We start from the raw sequence: 22,390 nt of genomic DNA on the forward strand, positions 1-22,390 counted from the left end.
CGATATTTTTTTAACGTTTCCTTGTTTTTTCTCTTGTCAATTAGAACATTTCTTTTCCCTTTATCTTTATATAAATTCGAACATTATTTAAAGAATAAATTAAATTTATTCAACTTAAACTAAACAAAAAAATATTAACAATTTAGGGTGAATAGATGAAAAAAATATATATTACTTCATTATTAAGCACTTTCATTTTTTTTAGTACTTCACAGGTAACAACCCTGGCACAAAAGTCGAATGAAGTTTCTGCAACACTTACAGTTCAAGTTGGACCAGCAGCTAACTCTTTAGGAGAATTTGTTCGACCGATTAAAGGTGCTAGGGTTATTGTAATCAATTCATTAGGTAAAATTTTAAGTACTAAATTAACTGATTCAAATGGAATTGCAAAAATAAATGTAATAGTGAACAAGAATCCTCTTTTTCCAAAGAAGCAAATGGGTGAGGTCACTATTATCACTGTAGCAAACGGATATAATGAACAAATCGACTTTAGTGTTCCAATTAATGAATTCAATGATCATACTGGAAAAGATTCGGTGTCACTGTGGATTGTGGATCCAAAAAGAAGAAATGAACCACGATATACAAACGGTTCTTATCATCGATTAACCGTTTTTGAAATGCTAAATGATTATGCAAAGCAGATCGGATTAACGAGACAAAATATTACGATGGATGCTGGGGCAGAACCACCGTGGGGACCAAATTTGAAAAAACACTAAAATCGAAGAAATTACATCTTCCAAATTTATCAAAAAAGATAGACTGTTCAAATTAACAGTCTATTTTAACCCCCTACCATTCCACATCCTTTATATTAAAACTTACTTCATGCAAGAACTAAATCTGTAAAACAAAATCTAGTTTCTCCCGTATAAACATCAGCAGTTAGCTTCTTTTCTCCAACGTTAAAGTCAATGGGATGATTAAAAATAGGACCATCAAATACAAATGAATGGTATTCTCCATTCTCTCCGCAAGGGTCAACCTCTTTTGGAAGATCATTGATTAAGTTCGAATCTATTTCTTTACCAGAAAATTCTTCTGATAATCTAGTTAAATCAACACATGTAATAATCGTTTTATAGCCTAAGGAAATAAAGCGTTCAATCACAATTGACGTACCTTCACCCCATAATGGAAAAATTGGTTTAATTCCTAATGGTTTAAGCATGTCTTCTCGATACTTTCTTACGTCTTCAAGAAATAAATCACCAAATGCAATATATTCAATCCCTTGTTCCTTTAGCTCTAAATTAATCTTTGTCATAATTTCTTGATATTTTTCGTTCGAACAATTTTCTGGAATCCAAATTTTCTTTAATGGTAAACCGATTGAAGTTGCTTGTGCCTCCAATAATTCAACTCTCACTCCATGAATGCTTGTACGATTATATCCTTCCGTTACTGATGCGATTAGTACGACTACTTCAAATTCACCAGAATGCAAAAGATCATGCAATGCCAAAGTTGAATCTTTACCACTAAAAGATACGGCTATTTTTTTCTTATTAATTGCGATTACCACCTTTTTAAGTTACTTTCCTATTAAATAATCATTTAAAAGTCTCCTATATGACTAGTTTCCATCATCTTCCACAAAAAATTATACCATTTTTCAATTAATTACTATCCATTTAAATAACATAAGTTCAGAAATACGATTAAACTTCAATAAAATAGCTAATAAATAACGAAGATGACTTACAAAAAATAAAATTGACATACAACCATAAGGTGTTATAATTTAAATAACACCTTATGGTTGTATAAATAGTATGGTAGGAGGCAACGAGAATGGACAAGCAAGGTCAAGAAATGTTTTTAAATTTTATTTTAGAAAGAGTTCAAGAAGGTAAAGAAGATGAAGCAAGGGAAATCCTTTTAGAGAACTTTAGAAAACAAGATGAGGGTACTTTTTCATTAGATGAAGTTCAACAATTTGTGCCTAAAATGATCACTTTATTAAAGCCAGAAAAACTTGAAGAAGTTAAAGCAGTTGTCATGCAATTTGCTGGAAATTTTATTAAATAAAGTAAAAAAACTCTGTCTACCAGAGTTTTTTCTTTATTTCACCTTCTACTTCTCTAAATGTCTTTCAAAAACAAAAAATGAATAAAGTCGATACATTATTGAAATAAGAGCTAAAATTGACAAATAGATCATTGTATGATTATCAATAAAAAAGGAAGCAATACAAATCGCAAATACTAGAAATGATAGAAAGTTACCCGAGAAACCATTAATCGGTTGATTATTTAAAAAAAGTGTTTTAGTACAGTTTTAGCCAAATTAGTCACCCCAAATAAATTGAACTTTAATCATTAATTCTTTTTTTAAATTTAATTCCTAGTTAACTTTGAATATTTTCCCAAATTTATATAATAAAAAGAAACAACCTATTGATGCATAATCCAAGATTGTTTCTTTTGATCATTTTATGTTTTTTTGATAGTAGATTTAATCAAGATGCTAATTTATTATTATTAATTTTAGAATTTGAAACCTTTTTATTTTTTGGCCCAGAACTAGTAACCCAGTAAGCTGCTCCTACAAATAAACTACCGCCTATAATGTTGCCAATTGTAACTGGTACTAGATTCGAAACCATTCCAGCTAGTGTTACTGTTTCTGGATGTTTTATAAGTAGTGAAATGGATAATAATGTCATGTTTGCAATACTATGCTCAAATCCTGAAGTAATAAATGCAAACAGGCACCAAAATATCATGATTAATTTTCCTGTTTCTGATTTCAGTTTAAATGAACACCAAACTGCTAAACAAACAAGTATATTACATAGAATTCCACGTACTAATAATTCCAAAAATGGTGCATTCATTTTTACTCCGGCCGCATTATTAATAAATTCTGCCACACCGCCATTAGCTAGTCCTGAGTAGACAAATAATAACGCTACTAATACCGAGCCAAAAAAATTTCCTACATAACTATATACCCATACTTTCATCGTATCGATCCAATTAACCTTTTTTTCTAACATACCAATAGACATAACCATATTATTTCCAGTAAATAAATCCGCTCCTGCAATAATGACTAAACTTAATGCAATCCCAAAGGATACACCCATAATAATTTTCGTACCAGCAAAACCAGTGGGTGCCAGTATTCCACCGATCGTAAAGATTAATATGATACCAAGTCCTACAAAAAATCCTGCCATCATTGTAGGGACCATATATCTTAATTTACTTGATTTAATTTGATTTGTCTTCGATATAGCTGCATTCCCAATTGAATTAATAACTTCTTTCACATTGATCACCCTATATTTAGATTTTAACCTTTTCATGTATTCGTTCGATTAGTACTTGACTCATTAATTCATCAAATTGTAAATTCTCACATAGGTAAAATTTTCCGTTTTCTATCGAAATTCGTCTCTTTATTTTTTCAAGAAGTAATCCTGTAAATAATAAATATGGCATCACATAAATCCGTTCAAATTCTTTACTCATTTTACGAATCAAATCGTCTAATTTAGGTTGACCCGCCTGTAAAAAAGCTGTGCGAAGTGGAACGTTCATTTGAGCTTGTACTACATTTCCAATTTGTTCTAGCATTTCAATCGGATCGGGGTCACTGCTTCCGCGTCCGACTAATAAAATTGCCGAGTTACTATTTCCGTGCGCTGCCTGGGTACGTTTGCATACAAGTTGAATCATTTTTTCATGAACACCAAATGGCTCAGTTATGGTAATATTTACATGTGGAAATCGTTTTAAAATACTATTCAAAACGTCCGGAATATCACGTTTATAGTGTCCGGCTGCAAATAATAAAACTGGTACAATTAAAATATTGCTCGCACCTTCTACTATCATTTTTTCCAAAGTTTGTTGAATTGTCGGATCAACTAATTCTAAAAATGCATATTCTTGTTTTTGAATCGGAATCTCTTTGATTACAGATTGAATAAAGTGTAAAAATTGTTGATTACCTTCTTGCCTACGACTTCCATGCCCAATATATACAACAGCATCAAACATACCTTCACTTCCATTCGCCTAACATTAATTCCTTTTGTAAATCTTCATCAACATTCGTAAACCCGCATTTAAATGCATAATCTTTTACTGACTCACCAATATACGCAAATGGTAAATTCATTAATTGACTTTCATTCGTTTTCTTTAATTCTTTCATAAACCACTCAACAGAAGATTGATTTGGAAAAATAATTGATTCCCACTTTGTTTCTTCTAGCATTCTTTGGTTTATTTCATCAAATCGAGTATCTGCAATATTTTCATGTGTAGCTATAAATTGTGAGTTGGCTAATTTTGTATTTTTGTCTACCGATCCTATATATACTGTATTGTTCTGTTCGCCACTTTCCTTTTCTGCCAATATCCCATACTTTTTTAGTTCCTTGCTTGTTTTCGACGATCTATACTCAATTCTAGCTGGAAGTCTACGAACATCGAATTTTGATTCATACATTTTAGTAAAAAATAATTGCACACTTTCTGTTGTACAAAAAACGATTCTTTCTTGTCTTAAAGCATCAACTACTTGTTCATGTTTAATTGGAATTTCAACTGATTTAAGAGTAGGAAAAGTGTACACTTCAGCACCGTTTTCTGAAAGATAAGCTTCTAATCCATTCTTTTCTACTGATGCTGTTCCTTTAGCTAATAAAATTTTTCTACCTATAAATTTCTTCTTTTCAAACCAAGCTATCTTTGAGCGTAATTTGACAACATCTCCAATAATTGTCATAGCTGGATTTGTTATTCCTTCAATCTCAATAACTGATTCAATTGTTTCAATCGTTCCCTCTACAACTCTTTGCTTACCAGTTGTTCCCCACTGTATTACCGCTACTGGTGTATCCTTGGCTTTACCATTCTTTATTAGGTGGGAACATATTTTAGGTAGATTGCTTACCCCCATATAATAAGCAAGCGTATCCCCTAATTGATCAGAACAGTTCGATTCAATAAGTTCTTCATTTTCTATACATTTATGGCCTGTTCTTAACGTAAAACTTGTACTATATTCTCTATGTGTAACCGGGATTCCAGCATATGCTGCTGCAGCAATGCTAGATGTAATACCTGGAATAATTTCAAAAGGTATATTATGCTTTGACGCTTCCTCTGCTTCTTCACCTACTCGACCGAAAACGGATGGGTCTCCTCCTTTTAATCTAACGACATATTTCCTGTCTTTAGCGTAAGCAACTAAAGTTTGATTAATCATTTCTTGACGCATAGTATGTCTGTCCGGAAGCTTTCCGCAGTATATGAATTCACAATTTTCATCCGCTTCACGAAGTAACCTTGGATTAGCAAGTCGATCATATAGAATCACTTCTGCTTCCCTGATACATTTTAAACCTTTTTCTGTAATTAATCCTAAATCCCCTGGTCCAGCACCTACAAATGAAATAAATCCAGATTTATTTGTCATACGTTACACCATCATATATACATAACCGTCGATTACATCAGTTTTATAAGTTTTTACTTTTCCATCATCTGGTTTTTGTACTTCCCCGGTTCGTAATGAAATTTTCCAATCACGAAGAGGGCAGTATACATATTCACCTGAAACAATCCCTTCAGCAAGTGGACCATTTGTCCCAGGACATTTGCTTTCGATTGCACAAACATCTCCATTTGATAATCGAAATAAAGCGATTGCTTCCCCTTTTATAACTACTTCTTTTCCAATTTGAATAGGTAAAGAAGCTAGATCAATAATCTTAATTTTCTCCAGTGTTTTTGTCATTTTGATTGCTCCTTTCAATTTTGAAATTACTTTCTAATAATCTCATATAATTCTAATTGATTGTTAAGCGCTTGGCTCCATGCTTCTTCATATGTTAATCTTGCTTGATCAAATTTCTCTACTAATGCATTTTCTTCTTCCTTGTTTAACAAAACTTCTTTAACTTTTTCCACTCCAATTCGCTCTACCCAAGGAGCTGTTCGTTCCCCGTAAACACCTGTTTGTCGATAATATTGAACGTAAGCCTTTGCCATATGAACTACTTCTTCTTCAGTTGTGACAGTCGTTAAAAAATCGCATTCTCGAACTTCTGTTCCACCATTTCCACCAAAGTAAAGCTGGAAGCCGTTTTCCACACAAATTACGCCAAAATCCTTTGTAAGTACTTCTGCACAATTACGAGGACATCCTGTAACACCCATTTTCATTTTATGTGGCGTATCAACCATTTCAATTGCTTTTTCTAATTGGATACCTAGTCCAAGTGAATCTTGTGTTCCAAATCGGCAAAATCGATTACCGACGCATGATTTAACATTTCTTAAAGACTTAGAGTAAGCATATCCTGAACGCATTCCTAACTCTTCCCAAACTTTAGGTACGTCTTCTTTTTTAACACCATATAAGCCAACACGGCTCGCACCAGTAACTTTTACTAAAGGTACATTAAATTTATTTGCTACTTCTCCTAGTTTAATTAAATCATCACCAGTTGTTACTCCTCCATACATTCGTGGTACGATTGAGAATGACCCATCTTTTTGAATATTTCCTTCCATTCGTTCATTAACGAAACGTGATGATTTATCGTCCTGATAATCATTTGGAAACATCATTCTTAAATAATAATTTAGCGCTGGACGACATTTTGAACAACCTTCTTCATTTTCAAAACCTAATACAATACGAACTTCTCTAGGCGTTTGTAGTCCTTTTTCTTCGATTTCATGGATCACTTCATCACGAGATAATGGAGTACATCCACACATACCAGACTTGGTAGCAGTTGGATCAAATGTATCACCTAATGTAGCAGCTAAAATACTTTCAACCATTCCTTTACATTTTCCACATGATGCACCGGCCTTTGTGCAATTTTTCACATCCTCAAACGTAGTCAGTTCTTGTTCTAAAATTGATTGAACAATTGTCCCTTTCGTAACCCCATTACATCCACAAACTGTATCATTTGCACTCATTGAACGAACAAAATCTTCATCAGAATCCTCACCAGATTTATGAAGAATAGAAGCACTTGTATATTCTTTTATATTTGTTTCATTTTTCAACATGTTGAATAATCGATTTCCATCTGATGCATCTCCATATAACACGACTCCAACAACTTTTTCATCTTTCACAATTACTTTTTTGTAAAGTCCAGTAAATTGGTCATTTACAATGATTGCTTGCATATCTTCTTCTTCATGGATTAATCCAGCAGAGAATAAATCACAGCCAGATACTTTTAATTGAGTAGATAAAATACTTCCTTTATATCCGTTCGTTTCGTTAGCAGTCATATAATCAGCAAGTACAATCCCTTGTTCGTAAAGTGGTGCAACTAAACCATAAGTAGTTTCGTTATGTTCTGCGCATTCACCTACTGCATAAATTGATGGTTCGGATGTTTCCATAAAATCGTTTACAATAATTGCGCGGTTTGTGTTTATTCCTGCTTCTTTTGCTAAAGATATATTAGGTCTGATACCTACTGCCATTACGACTAAATCGCAATCTAATGAAGTGCCATCGGAAAAACTAATCCCTTCTACACGGTCCGTACCATTTATTGAAATTGTTTGCTTCTCCATTAAGAAGTTCATACCTTGTTTTTCTAAATCTTTTTTTAGCATTTTCGCAGCAGTTGCATCTAATTGTTGTTCCATTAAAGTAGGCAGTAAATGAACAACATGTACTTCCATTCCTCGATCAATTAATCCTCTTGCCGCTTCTAAACCTAATAATCCTCCCCCTATTACGACAGCTTTTTTATACCTTTTTGCATAATCCATCATTAATTCAGTATCTTGAATTGTCCTAAAACCAATTACGCCTTGTAGATCATTTCCGGGTATAGGCAGTATAAAGGCACTAGATCCAGTAGCTAAAATAAGCTCATCATACGAAATTGTTTTTCCTTTTTCTGTTTCAACTGTTTTTTCATTAGGAGATATTTTAGTAACTTTTTCGTTTGTAAGTAATGTAATTTGATTCTCTTTATACCAATTCCATTCATTTATATTAATTTCATCGAAAGTTGTTTTTCCTTGTAATACATTTGATAACATAATCCTGTTATAGTTTGGATAAGGTTCATCACCAATTATAGTGATCTCAAATAACTGTTTATTTCTTTTTAGAATTTCTTCTATACAACGCACTCCTGCCATGCCATTACCAATCATCAATAATTTTCTTTTCATCTTTTTTTCCTCCAAGAATAATTTGTGAATTTATTCACAAATATAATTAAAAAAAATCAACTTCATCATTCATTACTTGTTTTTTCCTTCTAAATACAAGTTTAGTATAACGGATAATGTAACTGATTACTGGATAATATTTGACAAAATTTTGAACAAGTCCAAATTCTTTTTTTAAAAAACCTCTAAAGCTAAAATTAGCCTTAGAGGTTTTGAACTTATTTTTTCTTTTTTAATTTTTCTTCAGCTTTTTTTATATCTTCAATCTCTCTATACTTTACAATCTTTTTGATCAAATCAAATGGAAGTGGATCGTTTATTGGAAATTGTACAGATCCTTTAGCGCCTTTATAAACCGACAATTCCTCTTTAAATGCTGCAATTCCACTTGCGCCCGGGTAAAATCCAATATGATTTTTAAATGCAGCAAAATGTAGTAAATTTTTATTTAATACAAATGTAGGCATTTGATAACTAATTCTCTCTACTGCATTTGGTACAACTTCTTTTACAATCATTCTTAAAGCTTGTAATTTTTCCTGGACATCAGGCTGAAATTGTGAAATATATTCATCTACGGTTTCAAATGTTTTTTTAGTATTTTCCATAAGTCTCCTTTAGCAAAATTATCCTGCTTTTTCAGTTTTATCTCCAGTCAGTGAATTAATTTTTCTGAGTGAAGGAAATAAATACATCCATAGTCCTGCAACTAAAATCGTCCCAAGTCCTCCTACAAAGGCCGCTGGTACAGCTCCAATTAAACCAGCCATTGTCCCAGATTCAAATTCCCCTAGCTGATTTGAAGTTCCAATAAATAAAGAATTGACAGCATTTACTCTTCCTCTCATATCATCAGGTGTCTGTAACTGAACAAGCGAGGAACGTATCACTACGCTAACTACATCTGAAGCTCCAATAATAAATAATGCAATTAAAGAGACAACTAAGTTTGTTGAAATAGCAAATAACATGGTTGCTAATCCAAAAATACCTAAAGCTCCAAATAATATTGGTCCAAAAGATTTTTTAAGAGGGAAATAAGCTAAAACAAGAGACATTAATAAAGCTCCAACAGCAGGTGCAGTACGCATCAAACCTAGTCCCCAAGCTTTCGTATGTAATATATCTTGCGCATAAATTGGTAAAAGTGCTGTAGCTCCTCCTAGTAATACTGCAAATAAATCAAGGGAGATCGTTCCTAAGATGACTGGATGTTTATACACAAATTCTAACCCCATAAGCATTGTTCGAAAAGTTACTGGTTCTGATTTACGGATAAATTCACTATCTAACTTTATAAAAAACGTTAAAACTGATGAAAGTAACAAAGCAATTGCTGACGTTGCATATACATATGCTGGTCCTACTGAAAATAATACACCACCAAGAGATGGCCCTAAAATTTGTGCTGTTTGACCTGCAGATGTACTCCAAGAAATGGCTTGTTGTAATATCGATTTTGGCACAACTTGTGGTAATAAGGCCGAAGAAGCAGGACCTTCAAATGATCGGCAAGCACCGAGTATAAAAGCAGCAATTAATATTTCCTCTTTGCTAAGCCAATTAGCAAAATTACCATATAAAAGAAGGCCTGCTATGAAAGCTTCTACCATTTGGCAGATGAAAACAATTTTCCGACGATCAACTCTGTCAGCAACTTGACCAACTACTAAAGTAAGTAAGACCATCGGAATAAATTGTGCCAAACCTACTAGACCTAAACTAAATGCATCATGCGTCAAATCATACATTTGCCAACCAATTGCTACTGAAAGCATCTGAAATGAAGTTGAAGTAAACATTCGTGAGACCCAAAAATTTGTAAATGAGGTCCCTTTAAAGATCGATTTTTTTGAAGCAGACAAATTCAAACTCTCCCCTTTTTAACTCTAACTCATAACTATTGAATATTTATACTGTCAATGAAATTTAAATACAAATCATTATACTATTTTTACTCTGAATTTGTAGATTGATTCAACTTACATTAAATGATTTTTAATAAACTGAAGGCATCTTACAACCTTTCGATTAACTCATGAATTAATTTTTTTTTGCAAAAGATAATAAATAAAAAAAAACACTAATCCTTAATAGAAAGATTAGTGAATTCTTTATTTAATCAAGCGAAATCCAATTATTTTTCAATGCAAAAATCACAGCATTTAATCGATCAGATACTTGTAATTTTTGGATTATATTTGAAACATGATTTTTAACAGTTTTACTAGAAATAAATAATTCAGATCCGATTTGAATATTGGAAAATCCTTGAGCTAGAAGTTGTAAAATTTCAATTTCTCTTTTAGTCAAAAGACTATTCATTGCTTCATAATCTTGTTCTTTCTTTATCTTTTCATTGTCATTAAGTCGTGAATTTTCTTGAATGATTAAATGTATTAATCGTGAATCTAAAAAGAATTGACCATTTTGAACTTGTCTTACGATATGAAGTAAATATTGTTCATCAATTTCAGTTAAGCAAATTCCATTTACCCCAATTTCCATCAAACTTTCTATTTCTTGATAATCTATGTTATTTTTTATGATGACTATATTAATGTTCTGATCACGTAACTTTAAAAGCTGAGATTTCAATCCCATCTCTTCATTTTTCACATGACATATAAAAATTTGTTCATTTAAATCACTTGTATTTATTTCATTGAAATCTATTTTTCTAGCATTTAAATTATGATGTATTAAGATTGAACAAATCCCAGATACGAATAGTGTATTTTCAACAAAAATAAATGTTTTATTTTCATGGTGTTTAGATTCTTTGTTAGTAAACATTTTATTCCCAACTTTCAACAGTAATTAATCTCAATTACTGGTATTTCATTGCTTAATCCTAATTAATCCTATAAAATTAAATGGAATTAAGTAGTATTTTACATCGTTTACGTAAGAAATAATATTTCATATATGTTAAGTTATTGTTAAGTAATACTTAACAATATAATGTACTTAAATATATTAAACTATTGATAAGAAAAGTTAGTTTTTATATTAGGAGGTTAATATGAACTTTGAACAACTAGAATATGTTGTAAGTATTGCAAATGAAAAGTCGATTTCAAAGGCAGCGAAAAAATTGCATATTTCTCCTTCTGGGGTTAGTCAAGCTATTAGTCAACTTGAAAGGGAATTAGAAATCAATATTTTTAATCGTTCTAGAGGAGGAATTACCTTAACTTCTGAAGGAGAGGTAGTATTATCTAGGTCGATTGAAATTTTAAATAATTTAAAAGAGTTAAAAGATCAACTTTTAGATTTTAAAGAAACTAGAGTAAAACATATGAAAATTGCATGTGCACCTACGTTTACTTATACAATTCACGATGTTTTAAAAAGATACTCTGGTATTCACAATAGACCTACGATTGAATTAATTGAGCAAGGAACAGCTCAAATCCTTAACAATATAACAAAAGAAGACTATGACTTAGCATTAGTTGTGGCTTCAAAAGCAGAATTAGAAAAGGAAAATAATCTTAATTTCGAATTTTTAAGTAAAGGAAATGTTTGTATTTTAGTAGGTAAAAATTCTCCACTATATGAACTGGATTATGTTACAGCTGAAGATTTACTTTTTCAAAAGGTTGTAATGTATAACTTTTCTAATAAAAATTTTCTCCTATTAACTAAAAAATTTAAAAATGAGATTGTTCTTAAATCAAATCGTACAATGACACTTATAGAAATTATTAAAGAAGGACGTGTATTTACATTTGTACATAATTCTACTTTAAAATATTTTCCTGAAGTAATAAGCGGTGAATTAAAAGTAATTCCAATTCAAGAAACAGATTATATTTATCAGGACTTTTGGGTAATATATCCAAATACAAAAGAGATTACAAGCGACAAAACAGAATTCATTCAATGTGTAAAAGATCATTTAAATGGGATTTCATAATAAAAAACGCTAAATGATACAAAACAAGTTTGTATAATTAGCGTTTTATTTATTATTTAAGCATTAGGAAATATCTTTTTTAAGGATTCCTTCAGATCAGGATTCGATTTAATTGTTGGACGTAAAGATCTAGCCATTTCTTCAGCTTCTTCAATTGTTTCAGCTTTGTTTAATGCAATCAATGCCCCAATTGCCACTGTCCCTGCACGTGTATTACCACCACCACAATGGAAATACACTTTTTGATCATTTTGATAAGCTTCAACTACGTGATCAATCGCTCTTTTTAGTGTTTCTGCTTGTTTTTCTTTATCATCAACAATCGGGCTATGTACACGATTAATTTGAGGATCGACCTCATAATTTTTTACTCTTAAATCAAAAACAATGTCTACATTTTCGTTTTCCATCATGTCTTTCACGTCATCTGCCCCACCGAAAAAGACACGATCTTTTATTAATTCTTGGTATTTCTTATTACTCATATTTTACCCTCCATAATTGCTTTATTTTATTGAATGATTTCACTTAACCTTTCTTTTACATTCCCTTCGAATAATCCCCCATGATAACAAATCACTTTTTCAATATCAAAAGATAATAAAGCTTCAAGTGATTTGATTGATTGTTTAATATCATAAGTGTATTGTGGGTTTGAAGGTTTTAATTGACCATCCTCAACTATTAGTGCATCTCCTGCGATTAATGTTTTCGACTCTTTATGATAAAAGCTTATATGGCCTGGTGTATGACCGGCAGTGTCAATTACAGTAATTCCACCACAAATTGCTAAATTATTTCCTGGTGTAAGAATATGGTTAACTTTACCTTTTGGTGGGTTTTCTAATCTGTTTTTAAATGCTTTTTTAAATTCATCTGGTGTATCTGCTGGCAGTGATGCTACTGCTTTTGCAATTTTTTCTGGTGTAATTTTAATGAGTAACTTTTCACCTTGAATATAAGGTTTTTCTAGTTCACTCGCATACACTTCAATTTTGTTAGTAGACTCTTCTACGATCGCAGAAAGACTGCCAATATGATCAATATCTTGATGAGTAACCAGTATTTTATTAAGTTTTTCAAAGGGTACTCCAACCGATTCAAAGCAATTTTGAAATTCGTTTAATTGTCCTGGGTAACCTGTATCAATTAATACCACATCTTCGTCATCCCAAATAAGTGTTGGATGAATTGTATTCGTCATACCATTTGAATTCATCGTAATACTTAACATTTGGATCTTACTTCTACCAAGCATATCATCACTCCTGAACTATAGTGTGTAATCATTCCCAAGTACTATCGTACCCATTACACCCGAGTCAGTCAACATAAAAATATATTATTATAACATAAATATTTTTATTTGTCAATAGATTAATCGATTTTATGACTTGTAATTTTTAACACTACTCAAAAAAACTAGATATACTAATTCAATGTATATCTAGTCATTTTGTTATAGTAAGAACTTGTTACTTATTCGCAGTATTTGTGTCCACTATTTTTTAAAGTGGGATATTTCCATGTTTCTTCTTTGGTCGAGTTTCACTTTTTGTTCTTAACATTTCTAATGAATGTTTTAAGACTTTGCGTGTTTCTCTTGGATCGATTACATCATCGACCATTCCGTGTGAAGCTGCAACATAAGGATTTGCAAACATTTCTCTGTATTCTGAAATTTTTTCAGCGCGTGTTGCAATCGGATCGATACTTTGATTAATTTCTTTTGCAAAGATAATATTTGCTGCCCCTTCTGGTCCCATTACGGCGATTTCTGCATTTGGCCAAGCGTATACTACATCTGCACCAATAGCTTTAGAATTCATTGCTACATATGCCCCGCCATATGCTTTTCTTAAGATTACAGTAATTTTAGGAACTGTAGCTTCTGAATATGCATATAAGATTTTAGCTCCGTGACGAATAATTCCACCATGCTCTTGGTTTACACCTGGGAAGAAACCTGTTACATCTTCAAATGTAATTAAAGGAATATTAAATGAATCACAGAAACGGATAAATCTTGAAAGTTTGTCAGAAGAATTAATATCAAGACCACCTGCCATTACTTTTGGCTGGTTTGCTATAATTCCAACACTATGACCATCAATTCGCCCAAATCCGATCACGATGTTCTTTGCAAAGTTTGGTTGTACTTCCATGAAGTCTCCATTATCTAGAATTTGCTCAATTACTTTTCTTACATCGTATACTTTCGTAGATTCAATCGGAACTAAGTCAATTAAATCTTCTCTCCAATCATCTTTTTCGAAGAATGGAATTCCTTCTGGTTTTTCATTATTATTTTGTGGTAAAAAGCTAATTAACCTGCGTACTTGTTCTAATATTTCTGGTTCTGATTCTTCGGTAAAATGCGCCACTCCGCTAATCGAAGAATGAACTTTTGCCCCACCAAGGTTTTCCGTAGTAATTTTTTCTCCAGTAATTGTTTCGATTACTTTCGGACCTGTAATAAACATTTGGCTTGTTTTTTCAACCATAAAAACAAAATCAGTAATAGCTGGTGAATAGACTGCTCCACCTGCACATGGACCCATTATGACAGATATTTGCGGAATAACGCCAGAATAAATCGAATTACGATAAAATACATGACCGTAACCGTCTAAAGAAACTACGCCTTCTTGTATTCTAGCACCTCCAGAATCATTTAAACCGATAAATGGAGCACCTACTTTTGCAGCTAAGTCCATCGCTTTTGCAATTTTTATAGCATGCATTTCACCTAATGCTCCACCAAATACTGTAAAATCTTGTGCAAAAACATAGATTAAACGTCCATGGATTTTCCCATAACCTGTGACAACACCTTCACCAGGACTTTCAATTTTATCCATTCCAAAATTCGTAGCACGATGTTTAATAAACGGATTTAATTCGACAAAAGTATCTTCATCTAATAATAGATTGATACGTTCTCTGGCAGTTAACTTCCCTCTATTATGCTGAGAATCTATTCGTTCGTCTCCACCGCCTAGTTCAATTACTCTCTTTCGATCCATTAATTCATTAATTTTCTCATAAGCTGTCGTCATAACTTTATTCTACTTCCTTTCTCAAAAAACACTAGATGATGGTTGGCATAGCTCAAACAATACTTTATTTGTTGAATTTGGATGAAGGAATGCAACTAAGCTATCGTGCGCACCCTTTTTTGGAACTTCATTTATTAGTTTAATACCGTGTTCTTTCATCATTTCAAGCTGCTTCTCACAGTTTTCTGTTTCTAATGCAATATGGTGAATACCTTCGCCTTTTTTCTCAATAAACTTTGCAATCGGGCTCTCAGGGCTTGTTGCTTCTAAAAGCTCAATTTTCACTTCACCGATTTCGATAAATGCTACTCGTACTTTTTCACTCTCAACTGTTTCAATCCCCTTTAGTTTTAAGCCAAGTACATTCGTATACAATTGAATAGAAGTCTCTAAATCTCTTACTGCAATTCCAATATGATTAATTTTTTTAGGACTAGTCTCATTCATTACAGTGTCTCCTTCCTGTTGCCTTCAAAAATGGATAATAAATAGTTTGCAGCTGAAGTTGCTGTTAATTCTCCATTTACAATTGAGTTTTCTATCGTTTTTAAATTTTGTTTCACACTTTCATGATTCATAAAACTTTGTTTCAACTGTTCAAAAACCATGTTGTACATCCAATCAATCATTTGTTTTTGACGTCGCAAAGAAAAGTAGCCATTCTCTGTTGTTAGATCTTTAAACGCATTAATTTCATTCCATATTTCTTCTATACCTTCACCAAGTAATGCGGAAGCTGTATATGCTTTACTTGACCAACCAGGAGTTGAAGGTTGTAATAAATGAAGGATTCGATTAAATTCAGCCTTAGCTGCTTTGGCTTTTAATTTATTTTGTCCATCGGCTTTATTGATAACAATTGAATCTGCAAGTTCCATAATGCCTTTTTTAATGCCTTGTAGCTCATCCCCTGCTCCAGTTAGCATGACTAATAGAAAAAAATCAACCATAGAACGAACTTGTACTTCACTTTGTCCCACACCGACAGTTTCAATTAAAATCACGTCATAACCGGCTGCTTCGCATACTAGCATAGATTCTCTTGTTTTACGTGCAATCCCACCAAGTGATCCACCTGATGCAGAAGGTCTAATAAATGCTTTAGGATTCTTTGAAAGTGAATCCATTCTTGTTTTGTCGCCTAAAATACTACCTTTTGTAATTGTGCTACTTGGATCAATTGTTAAAACGGCTACTTTATGTCCTTGTTCACATAAATATGTTCCAAAGCTTTCTATTAAACTACTTTTACCGGCTCCTGGAACCCCAGTTATTCCAATCCGGATCGAACGACCTGAAAAAGGAAGTAATCTCGTCAACACATTTTGTGCAGACTTCATATGTGATGACGAATTACTTTCTATAAGGGTAATTGTTTGGGCTAAAATAGTTCGATTGCCTTCAAGTACTCCATTTACATAGTCGTCTTCTGAAAGCTTTTTCTTTCTTTTGTTTTCAAATTCCATTTAAATCGAATCCTCAAGTCGACGATTAATTTCTTCAATAACCTTTTGTGCTGCAACTGGGATAACAGTACCTGGTCCAAATATTGCCGCAGCTCCGTTCTTCAATAAATACTCATAATCCCCTGCTGGAATTACCCCTCCAGCAACAAGAACAATGTCCTGTCGACCTAATTTTTTTAATTCTTCCATCAACTGTGGCAGTAATGTTTTATGCCCTCCTGCTAAAGAGCTCATTCCGATCACATGAACATCATTTTCAACAGCTTGAAGTGCCGTTTCCGCTGGTGTTTGGAATAAAGGACCGATATCTACATCAAAACCTAAATCAGCAAAAGCTGTTGCGATTACTTTCGCTCCACGGTCATGACCGTCTTGTCCAAGTTTTGCAATCATAATACGAGGACGACGACCTTCTTTTTCTTCAAAATCATCAGCCATTTTACGTACAATCTCTATTTCATCTTTTTCACCGTATTCCGCACTGTAAACCCCCATAATTGAACGAATAACAGCTTTATGTCTACCTACTACTTTTTCATAAGCATCCGAAATTTCACCTAATGTCGCACGAACTCTAGCAGCCTCAATTGCAAGCGCTAACAAATTCCCTTCCCCGGACTCCGCTGCTTTTGTAATTGCTGATAATGCTACTTGAACTTTTGCTTCATCTCTAGATGCTCGAAGCTCTTGTAATCTCGTAATTTGCGCTTGTCGAACTGCAGTATTGTCAACTTCTAATACATCTAATGGGTCTTCTTTTTCAAGGCGGTATTTATTAACGCCAATAATGGTTTCTTTACCTGAATCGATGTGAGCTTGACGTCTTGCTGCGGCTTCTTCAATTCTCATTTTTGGTAAACCAGTTTCAATCGCTTTAGCCATACCACCTAATGATTCAACCTCTTGAATATGTGCCCATGCTTTTTGAACTAATTCATTTGTTAATGATTCAACGTAATATGAGCCTCCCCAAGGGTCAACTACATTACAAATTCCAGTTTCTTCTTGTAAATATAGTTGTGTATTTCGGGCAATACGGGCAGAGAAATCAGTTGGTAATGCAATCGCTTCATCTAGGGCATTCGTATGAAGTGACTGAGTATGACCTAACACAGCAGCCATCGCTTCTATACAAGTACGCGTCACATTATTAAATGGATCTTGTTCAGTTAAACTCCATCCAGATGTTTGTGAATGCGTTCTTAACGCCATCGATTTTTCTTTCTTTGGATTAAATGATTTGATCAATTTAGCCCAAAGTAGACGTGCTGCTCTCATTTTTGCGATTTCCATGAAATAGTTCATTCCAATTCCCCAGAAAAACGATAAACGAGGAGCAAACGAATCAATGTCGATTCCTGCTTTTAAACCTGTTCGAACATATTCCAATCCATTTGCTAAAGTATAGCCTAGTTCAATATCTGCAGTAGCTCCTGCTTCTTGCATATGGTAACCAGAAATACTGATGCTGTTGAATTTAGGCATATGTTGTGAAGTATAAGAAAAAATATCAGCTATAATGCGCATTGATGCTTCTGGTGGATAAATATAAGTATTTCTCACCATATATTCTTTCAAAATATCGTTTTGAATCGTTCCTGTAAGTTGTGATTGATCTACCCCTTGTTCTTCAGCTGCAACAATATAAAACGCTAAAACAGGAAGTACTGCACCATTCATTGTCATTGAAACTGACATTTTATCTAAAGGGATACCATCAAATAAAATTTTCATATCAAGAATAGAATCAATTGCAACCCCCGCTTTTCCAACATCCCCTTCAACTCGAGGGTGATCTGAGTCATATCCACGGTGAGTCGCTAAATCAAATGCAATCGATAAACCTTTTTGACCAGCTGCTAAATTTCTTCGATAAAATGCATTACTTTCCTCTGCAGTTGAAAAGCCTGCGTATTGGCGAATAGTCCAAGGTTTGTTTATATACATCGCCGGATAAGGTCCACGTAAAAACGGAGCAATTCCAGAAACATATCCTAAGTGTTCCATCTGATTAAGATCAGTAGAATCATATAATGGTTTTACATCTATTTGTTCTAAAGTTTTCCAATCATCATGATTAACTTGCATCTGTTTAGGAGGTGCTATAGTTGGTGCTGAAAATGTTGTATTAAATGGCATCTTTGTAAAGTCTGTTAGCTTGTTCATTTCAAAATCCCTCCATCCTTTTGAAGAATATGTAACTTCTCGAAATTATTTACATTCATATGAATGAAATCATCAATTCCAACTTCTTTGTATAAATTCATTTCATCAATCGAAGGCTTCCCTGCTAAAAGTACTTTTGTATTCGGATTAATGGCTTTAATCTGATTTGTTATTGAAGGAACAATTTCCGAATATTGATCATCAGTTGAACAAATGACAACAATCGTTGATTCTGATTGCTTAAATGAATCGATTATTTCATCAACAGATGCAAAGCCTTTGTTTTGGAGCACCTTAAATCCTCCGACTTCAAAGAAATCAGTCACAAAGTCCGTTCGTGGTTTATATGCTGCAACTTGTCCAAAATTTGCTACAAACACTTTTGGAAATTCACCTGTACTATTTTTATAGCTTTGAGAATTTCGGCGTAATGATTCATAAGGTTGCGCACCCCGGTGGATGTATAATTGATTAACGCTAGGAATTTCTGAATCTATTACATTCATTACATTAAAAATGTTCGGTATTGTTGCACCATTATTTGCCGCATCAATAATATCTTCAATTGAACCACCGCATTGAAATACGATAGGCTTAGAACTAGCCACTAAGTTTTCTTTATCCACCTTATCTTCTATACAATCCAATTCTTTTTTCTCTAACTCGTTTTCATTCAGATTTGGATAAATATTTGTCCCAATTAATTTATCTTTTCTATTTTTTATGTTGTTTAATTTTTCTTCTGCAACCTCTCTAACTATTGCTTGTGGGAATCCTTTTTGTATTGCCTTAACCATTCCACCTTTTTCTTCAATCTTTTGGAATAATTCCCATGCCTTTTCAGCTAAAGAGTAGGTAAGTGATTCAATATACCAAGAACCACCAGCTGGATCAGCTACTTTCGATAAATTCGATTCTTTTTCAAGAATTAAATGTGTATTTCTTGCAATACGTCTAGAAAACTCATCAGATGATTTAATCGATTCATCGAATGGCGAAACATGAAGTGAGTCCGTGCCACCAATCACTCCTGCAAAAGCTTCAACAGTTCCTCTAAGTATATTTACATAAGGATCATAAATCGTTTTCGTCCATGAAGATGTACGCGAATGAATGTTCATTTTTTGAGAAGCATCATTACCACCTAATTCTTTTATAATTCTTGCCCAAATCATTCTAGCTGCTCTTAATTTTGCAATCTCCATAAAGAAGTTCGACCCGATAGAAAACGAGAAAAGTATTTTCGATGCTGCATCATCTAGCGGAATTTGTAAGTTATCCATTTCACGTAAATACTCTAATCCAGTTGAAATAGCAAAGGCTAATTCTTGTACTGCATTTGCACCTGCATCGTGATAAGGGTGTGACTGCACTAAGATATTTCTTAAATTTGTTGTATGTTTAACCGACCATTTTGTGATTTCAGCCATCATTTTGTAAGCATTTTCAAGAGAATACGGAAGTGTCCCATCTTTTACTAAATTACTGATAGGATCCATTCCAATAAAGCCATTTATTTTACTAAAATCATAATTTTGTTGTTGTAAATAGGCGATAAAAGAACCAAAAAATGCTTTCCCGCTTTTTACTGTTTCAATATATAAAGGAACTTCCTCTAAATTTATATTTTGAAAGGCTACTCTAAAATCATTAGTAGATGTTAAAATTAACCCTTTATTATTATTTGTTTCGAAAGATTCGTTAAGTTGAATCTTCAACATCGTTTGCCCTTTGTCTAAATCATGTTTTGCAACACGGTTGAACTCAACTGGCGAAGAACAATCCAATTCCTGACTAATTTCCCACGGCTTTTCTAGATAACCTTGTTCACTTGTTCCTCTAACAAAAGGAAATTCTCCTGGTTGTGAGTTTAAATAAGGATAGTTAGCGATATCTTCTTCCCCATACATTGGCTTCAAAATGATATCTTCATACGTTTTAGTTAAAAGCTTTTCCTCAATAGTGGCTCCTTTTAAGGATTTTTCAACAACATCTCTCCAATCTTGTACAGTAGGCTTTGGAAATTCAGCAAATAATTTCTCTTCCAAGTTATGGTTCGAAGTTTTTGTATTTTCTGACATGTATAAAGCCACTCCTTTCTATCTCTCTTAAAAAGTAAATTTGATCATCGAATTTACCTATGAAATAAAGTCGATTTTTCTTTTCATTAAGAATACAAATGCAAAGAATAATTAAAATTTCGACAAACACTTTCAAAAATCCTCTAAAATTATGAAAATTACGTATTTTTTAAATCATCTTATTTATATCTATATTTAGATAATAAATTTAGTAAAAGACTCTATTAAATTGAAAGGTTTGTTTTCGAACTAAAAAAGGCTGTCTAATTAGACAACCTGATACTGAATATTTTTTAAATGAATCCGAACCAACTATGTTTATCCCACACTCAAACATTGTTATGGTCAAAAAGAAAGATGATGATGATTAATACAGTCTATATAAGTACTAAAAGAGATAACTTAAATCTTATTAGGCTTTATAATCATCCAAATAATTTGGTAGATTACTAGGACAGTTTTCTCATAAAAATAAAACAGCTAGTCTACCAATTAAATGGATCGTCTAGCTGTTTTATTTTAATTGCACTCTATATTTCAAGTATTATTTGATCTGATTTTGCCCTAGAGACACAAGTTAAAATCATTTTATTGCTTTTTCTTTGGTCCTCATCTAATAGAAAGTCGTGATGCTCAATTTGCCCATCGATTACATTTACTTCGCATGTACCACATCGACCAACTCTACAGGAATATGGTACTTTTAAGCCTTCATCGAGTAAAACATCTAATAAAGTTTTATCGACGGGAACTTGTTTTGTCGTACCATTGGCCAGTTTTACCTCAAAAGGTCTAGCGTTAGCCAATAATTGTGGTGTAAATACTTCAATATGAACACTTGATTTCGGATAGCCAAATGCATAAGCTGATTCATTAAATTGAGAAATAAACCGATTAGGACCACAAAAATATACATGAGTTCCGATTGAATGGTCTAAAAGCGTTTCAACTTTTATCCGACTAGAATTAAGTTCTTTCGTAAAGTAAAAAGTTGTCTCTTCTTTATAATATTCATTTAAAAAATCATAAAATGCACTACTTGATTTTGTTGCCGAAGTATAGTGAAGTTCAAACGATTTATTTTTACTTTTTAATTCTTTCATCATTGATATAAATGGCGTTATGCCAATACCCGCTGCATAAAACACATGATGTTTCGCTCTTGAACTTAATGGAAAATGATTTTTAGGATAACTAATCCGCAGTCGATCCCCTACTTTCATTCGTTCATGCCAATATTTTGAACCACCTTTTGATTCCGAACTTAAATGAATCGCAATCTTATATGTGTTATCAATAAGTGAATGGTGAACTAAAGAATAAGGTCTACAAATAATCTCATTTTCTACATCAACATATGTATTGATATGAGAACCTCCACTAAAAGTTGGAAGAATAAATCCATCAATTGGAATGAAACTAAATTCTTTAACCTGTTGTGTTATTTGCTTTATTTCATTCACACGAACTAGTATCGTATTCTCGATCAATACATTCACTCCCA

Annotated in this window: 20 protein-coding genes; 3 read left to right on the plus strand and 17 right to left on the minus strand. The window is 32.9% G+C overall.

Annotation, left to right across the window (positions count from 1 at the left end; translation table 11 throughout):
- Positions 1-155: 155 nt before the first annotated feature.
- Complete coding sequence (locus tag ACSBO6_RS10960; protein WP_098846005.1) at positions 156-728, plus strand: hypothetical protein; 573 nt, start codon at positions 156-158, stop codon at positions 726-728.
- A 107-nt stretch (positions 729-835) separates the two neighbouring features.
- On the opposite strand, the gene ACSBO6_RS10965 is transcribed toward ACSBO6_RS10960, so the two are convergent.
- The gene (locus ACSBO6_RS10965; protein ID WP_098846006.1) at positions 836-1,534 is read right to left on the minus strand and encodes a Dph6-related ATP pyrophosphatase; all 699 of its coding nucleotides are present in this window, start codon (positions 1,532-1,534) and stop codon (positions 836-838) included.
- A gap of 269 nt (positions 1,535-1,803) precedes the next feature.
- Between ACSBO6_RS10965 and ACSBO6_RS10970 the strand changes: the two genes are divergently transcribed.
- On the plus strand, positions 1,804-2,040 hold the full coding sequence (locus ACSBO6_RS10970; protein WP_098846007.1) for a hypothetical protein: 237 nt from the start codon (positions 1,804-1,806) through the stop codon (positions 2,038-2,040).
- A gap of 430 nt (positions 2,041-2,470) precedes the next feature.
- Here the strand turns inward: ACSBO6_RS10970 and ACSBO6_RS10975 are convergent, their stop codons facing one another.
- The 8 genes from ACSBO6_RS10975 to ACSBO6_RS11010 all read right to left on the minus strand — a co-directional run bounded on the left by ACSBO6_RS10975 (position 2,471) and on the right by ACSBO6_RS11010 (position 10,988).
- The gene (locus tag ACSBO6_RS10975; RefSeq protein WP_218937225.1) at positions 2,471-3,286 is read right to left on the minus strand and encodes a formate/nitrite transporter family protein; all 816 of its coding nucleotides are present in this window, start codon (positions 3,284-3,286) and stop codon (positions 2,471-2,473) included.
- A gap of 16 nt (positions 3,287-3,302) precedes the next feature.
- Positions 3,303-4,019: a sirohydrochlorin chelatase gene (locus ACSBO6_RS10980; RefSeq protein WP_098846009.1), complete on the minus strand. Its 717-nt coding sequence runs from the start codon at positions 4,017-4,019 to the stop codon at positions 3,303-3,305.
- Between the two features lie 4 nt (positions 4,020-4,023).
- Positions 4,024-5,445 carry a uroporphyrinogen-III C-methyltransferase gene (gene cobA, locus ACSBO6_RS10985; protein WP_098846010.1) on the minus strand — a complete coding sequence of 474 codons (1,422 nt, stop codon included), beginning with the start codon at positions 5,443-5,445 and terminating at the stop codon, positions 4,024-4,026.
- Positions 5,446-5,448: 3 nt separating this feature from the next.
- Positions 5,449-5,766 (minus strand): nitrite reductase small subunit NirD, encoded by a 318-nt coding sequence (nirD, locus tag ACSBO6_RS10990; RefSeq protein WP_098846011.1) that lies wholly within the window; start codon positions 5,764-5,766, stop codon positions 5,449-5,451.
- A 26-nt stretch (positions 5,767-5,792) separates the two neighbouring features.
- Entirely contained in the window at positions 5,793-8,192 is a 2,400-nt protein-coding gene (gene nirB, locus ACSBO6_RS10995) for a nitrite reductase large subunit NirB (protein ID WP_098846012.1), read from the minus strand.
- 218 nt (positions 8,193-8,410) lie between these two features.
- The gene (locus ACSBO6_RS11000) at positions 8,411-8,800 is read right to left on the minus strand and encodes an iron chaperone (RefSeq protein WP_098846013.1); all 390 of its coding nucleotides are present in this window, start codon (positions 8,798-8,800) and stop codon (positions 8,411-8,413) included.
- A gap of 18 nt (positions 8,801-8,818) precedes the next feature.
- Positions 8,819-10,057, minus strand: a complete 1,239-nt coding sequence (locus tag ACSBO6_RS11005; RefSeq protein ID WP_498843355.1) for an MFS transporter — start codon at positions 10,055-10,057, stop codon at positions 8,819-8,821.
- A gap of 253 nt (positions 10,058-10,310) precedes the next feature.
- Positions 10,311-10,988 carry a response regulator transcription factor gene (locus ACSBO6_RS11010; protein ID WP_098846015.1) on the minus strand — a complete coding sequence of 226 codons (678 nt, stop codon included), beginning with the start codon at positions 10,986-10,988 and terminating at the stop codon, positions 10,311-10,313.
- Between the two features lie 229 nt (positions 10,989-11,217).
- On the opposite strand from ACSBO6_RS11010, the gene ACSBO6_RS11015 reads away from it, so the two are divergent.
- The gene (locus tag ACSBO6_RS11015) at positions 11,218-12,114 is read left to right on the plus strand and encodes a LysR family transcriptional regulator (RefSeq protein WP_098846016.1); all 897 of its coding nucleotides are present in this window, start codon (positions 11,218-11,220) and stop codon (positions 12,112-12,114) included.
- A 56-nt stretch (positions 12,115-12,170) separates the two neighbouring features.
- On the opposite strand, the gene ACSBO6_RS11020 is transcribed toward ACSBO6_RS11015, so the two are convergent.
- From ACSBO6_RS11020 to ACSBO6_RS11055, 8 genes are all read right to left on the minus strand, one after another.
- Complete coding sequence (locus ACSBO6_RS11020) at positions 12,171-12,599, minus strand: protein-tyrosine phosphatase family protein (RefSeq protein ID WP_098846017.1); 429 nt, start codon at positions 12,597-12,599, stop codon at positions 12,171-12,173.
- A gap of 26 nt (positions 12,600-12,625) precedes the next feature.
- Positions 12,626-13,372, minus strand: a complete 747-nt coding sequence (locus ACSBO6_RS11025) for an MBL fold metallo-hydrolase (RefSeq protein ID WP_098846018.1) — start codon at positions 13,370-13,372, stop codon at positions 12,626-12,628.
- A 250-nt stretch (positions 13,373-13,622) separates the two neighbouring features.
- Positions 13,623-15,173, minus strand: coding sequence for an acyl-CoA carboxylase subunit beta (locus tag ACSBO6_RS11030; protein ID WP_098846019.1), 1,551 nt, complete (start codon positions 15,171-15,173; stop codon positions 13,623-13,625).
- A gap of 21 nt (positions 15,174-15,194) precedes the next feature.
- On the minus strand, positions 15,195-15,620 hold the full coding sequence (mce, locus tag ACSBO6_RS11035) for a methylmalonyl-CoA epimerase (RefSeq protein ID WP_098846020.1): 426 nt from the start codon (positions 15,618-15,620) through the stop codon (positions 15,195-15,197).
- Entirely contained in the window at positions 15,620-16,639 is a 1,020-nt protein-coding gene (meaB, locus tag ACSBO6_RS11040; RefSeq protein WP_498843356.1) for a methylmalonyl Co-A mutase-associated GTPase MeaB, read from the minus strand. The genes mce and meaB overlap by 1 nt, the downstream gene beginning before the upstream one ends.
- Entirely contained in the window at positions 16,640-18,805 is a 2,166-nt protein-coding gene (scpA, locus tag ACSBO6_RS11045; protein ID WP_098846022.1) for a methylmalonyl-CoA mutase, read from the minus strand. It abuts the gene before it with no gap.
- The gene (locus ACSBO6_RS11050) at positions 18,802-20,886 is read right to left on the minus strand and encodes a methylmalonyl-CoA mutase family protein (RefSeq protein ID WP_498843357.1); all 2,085 of its coding nucleotides are present in this window, start codon (positions 20,884-20,886) and stop codon (positions 18,802-18,804) included. The genes scpA and ACSBO6_RS11050 overlap by 4 nt, the downstream gene beginning before the upstream one ends.
- Positions 20,887-21,416: 530 nt before the next feature.
- Positions 21,417-22,376, minus strand: coding sequence for a PDR/VanB family oxidoreductase (locus ACSBO6_RS11055; protein ID WP_098846024.1), 960 nt, complete (start codon positions 22,374-22,376; stop codon positions 21,417-21,419).
- Positions 22,377-22,390 lie beyond the last annotated feature (14 nt).

Origin of the sequence: Bacillus sp. AL-1R (assembly GCF_052180195.1) — a bacterium.
Classification (GTDB): Bacteria; Bacillota; Bacilli; order Bacillales; family Bacillaceae_G; genus Gottfriedia.

Bases quoted from the DNA above. Each gene is read 5' to 3' on its own strand.
- ACSBO6_RS10960 (WP_098846005.1), top strand. From the start codon at position 156: ATGAAAAAAATATATATTACTTCATTATTAAGCACTTTCATTTTTTTT.
- ACSBO6_RS10970 (WP_098846007.1), top strand. From the start codon at position 1,804: ATGGACAAGCAAGGTCAAGAAATGTTTTTAAATTTTATTTTAGAAAGA.
- ACSBO6_RS10980 (WP_098846009.1), bottom strand. From the start codon at position 4,019: ATGTTTGATGCTGTTGTATATATTGGGCATGGAAGTCGTAGGCAAGAA.
- cobA (WP_098846010.1), bottom strand. From the start codon at position 5,445: ATGACAAATAAATCTGGATTTATTTCATTTGTAGGTGCTGGACCAGGG.
- nirD (WP_098846011.1), bottom strand. From the start codon at position 5,766: ATGACAAAAACACTGGAGAAAATTAAGATTATTGATCTAGCTTCTTTA.
- nirB (WP_098846012.1), bottom strand. From the start codon at position 8,192: ATGAAAAGAAAATTATTGATGATTGGTAATGGCATGGCAGGAGTGCGT.
- ACSBO6_RS11000 (WP_098846013.1), bottom strand. From the start codon at position 8,800: ATGGAAAATACTAAAAAAACATTTGAAACCGTAGATGAATATATTTCA.
- ACSBO6_RS11010 (WP_098846015.1), bottom strand. From the start codon at position 10,988: ATGTTTACTAACAAAGAATCTAAACACCATGAAAATAAAACATTTATT.
- ACSBO6_RS11015 (WP_098846016.1), top strand. From the start codon at position 11,218: ATGAACTTTGAACAACTAGAATATGTTGTAAGTATTGCAAATGAAAAG.
- ACSBO6_RS11020 (WP_098846017.1), bottom strand. From the start codon at position 12,599: ATGAGTAATAAGAAATACCAAGAATTAATAAAAGATCGTGTCTTTTTC.
- ACSBO6_RS11025 (WP_098846018.1), bottom strand. From the start codon at position 13,372: ATGCTTGGTAGAAGTAAGATCCAAATGTTAAGTATTACGATGAATTCA.
- ACSBO6_RS11030 (WP_098846019.1), bottom strand. From the start codon at position 15,173: ATGACGACAGCTTATGAGAAAATTAATGAATTAATGGATCGAAAGAGA.
- mce (WP_098846020.1), bottom strand. From the start codon at position 15,620: ATGAATGAGACTAGTCCTAAAAAAATTAATCATATTGGAATTGCAGTA.
- meaB (WP_498843356.1), bottom strand. From the start codon at position 16,639: ATGGAATTTGAAAACAAAAGAAAGAAAAAGCTTTCAGAAGACGACTAT.
- scpA (WP_098846022.1), bottom strand. From the start codon at position 18,805: ATGAACAAGCTAACAGACTTTACAAAGATGCCATTTAATACAACATTT.
- ACSBO6_RS11050 (WP_498843357.1), bottom strand. From the start codon at position 20,886: ATGTCAGAAAATACAAAAACTTCGAACCATAACTTGGAAGAGAAATTA.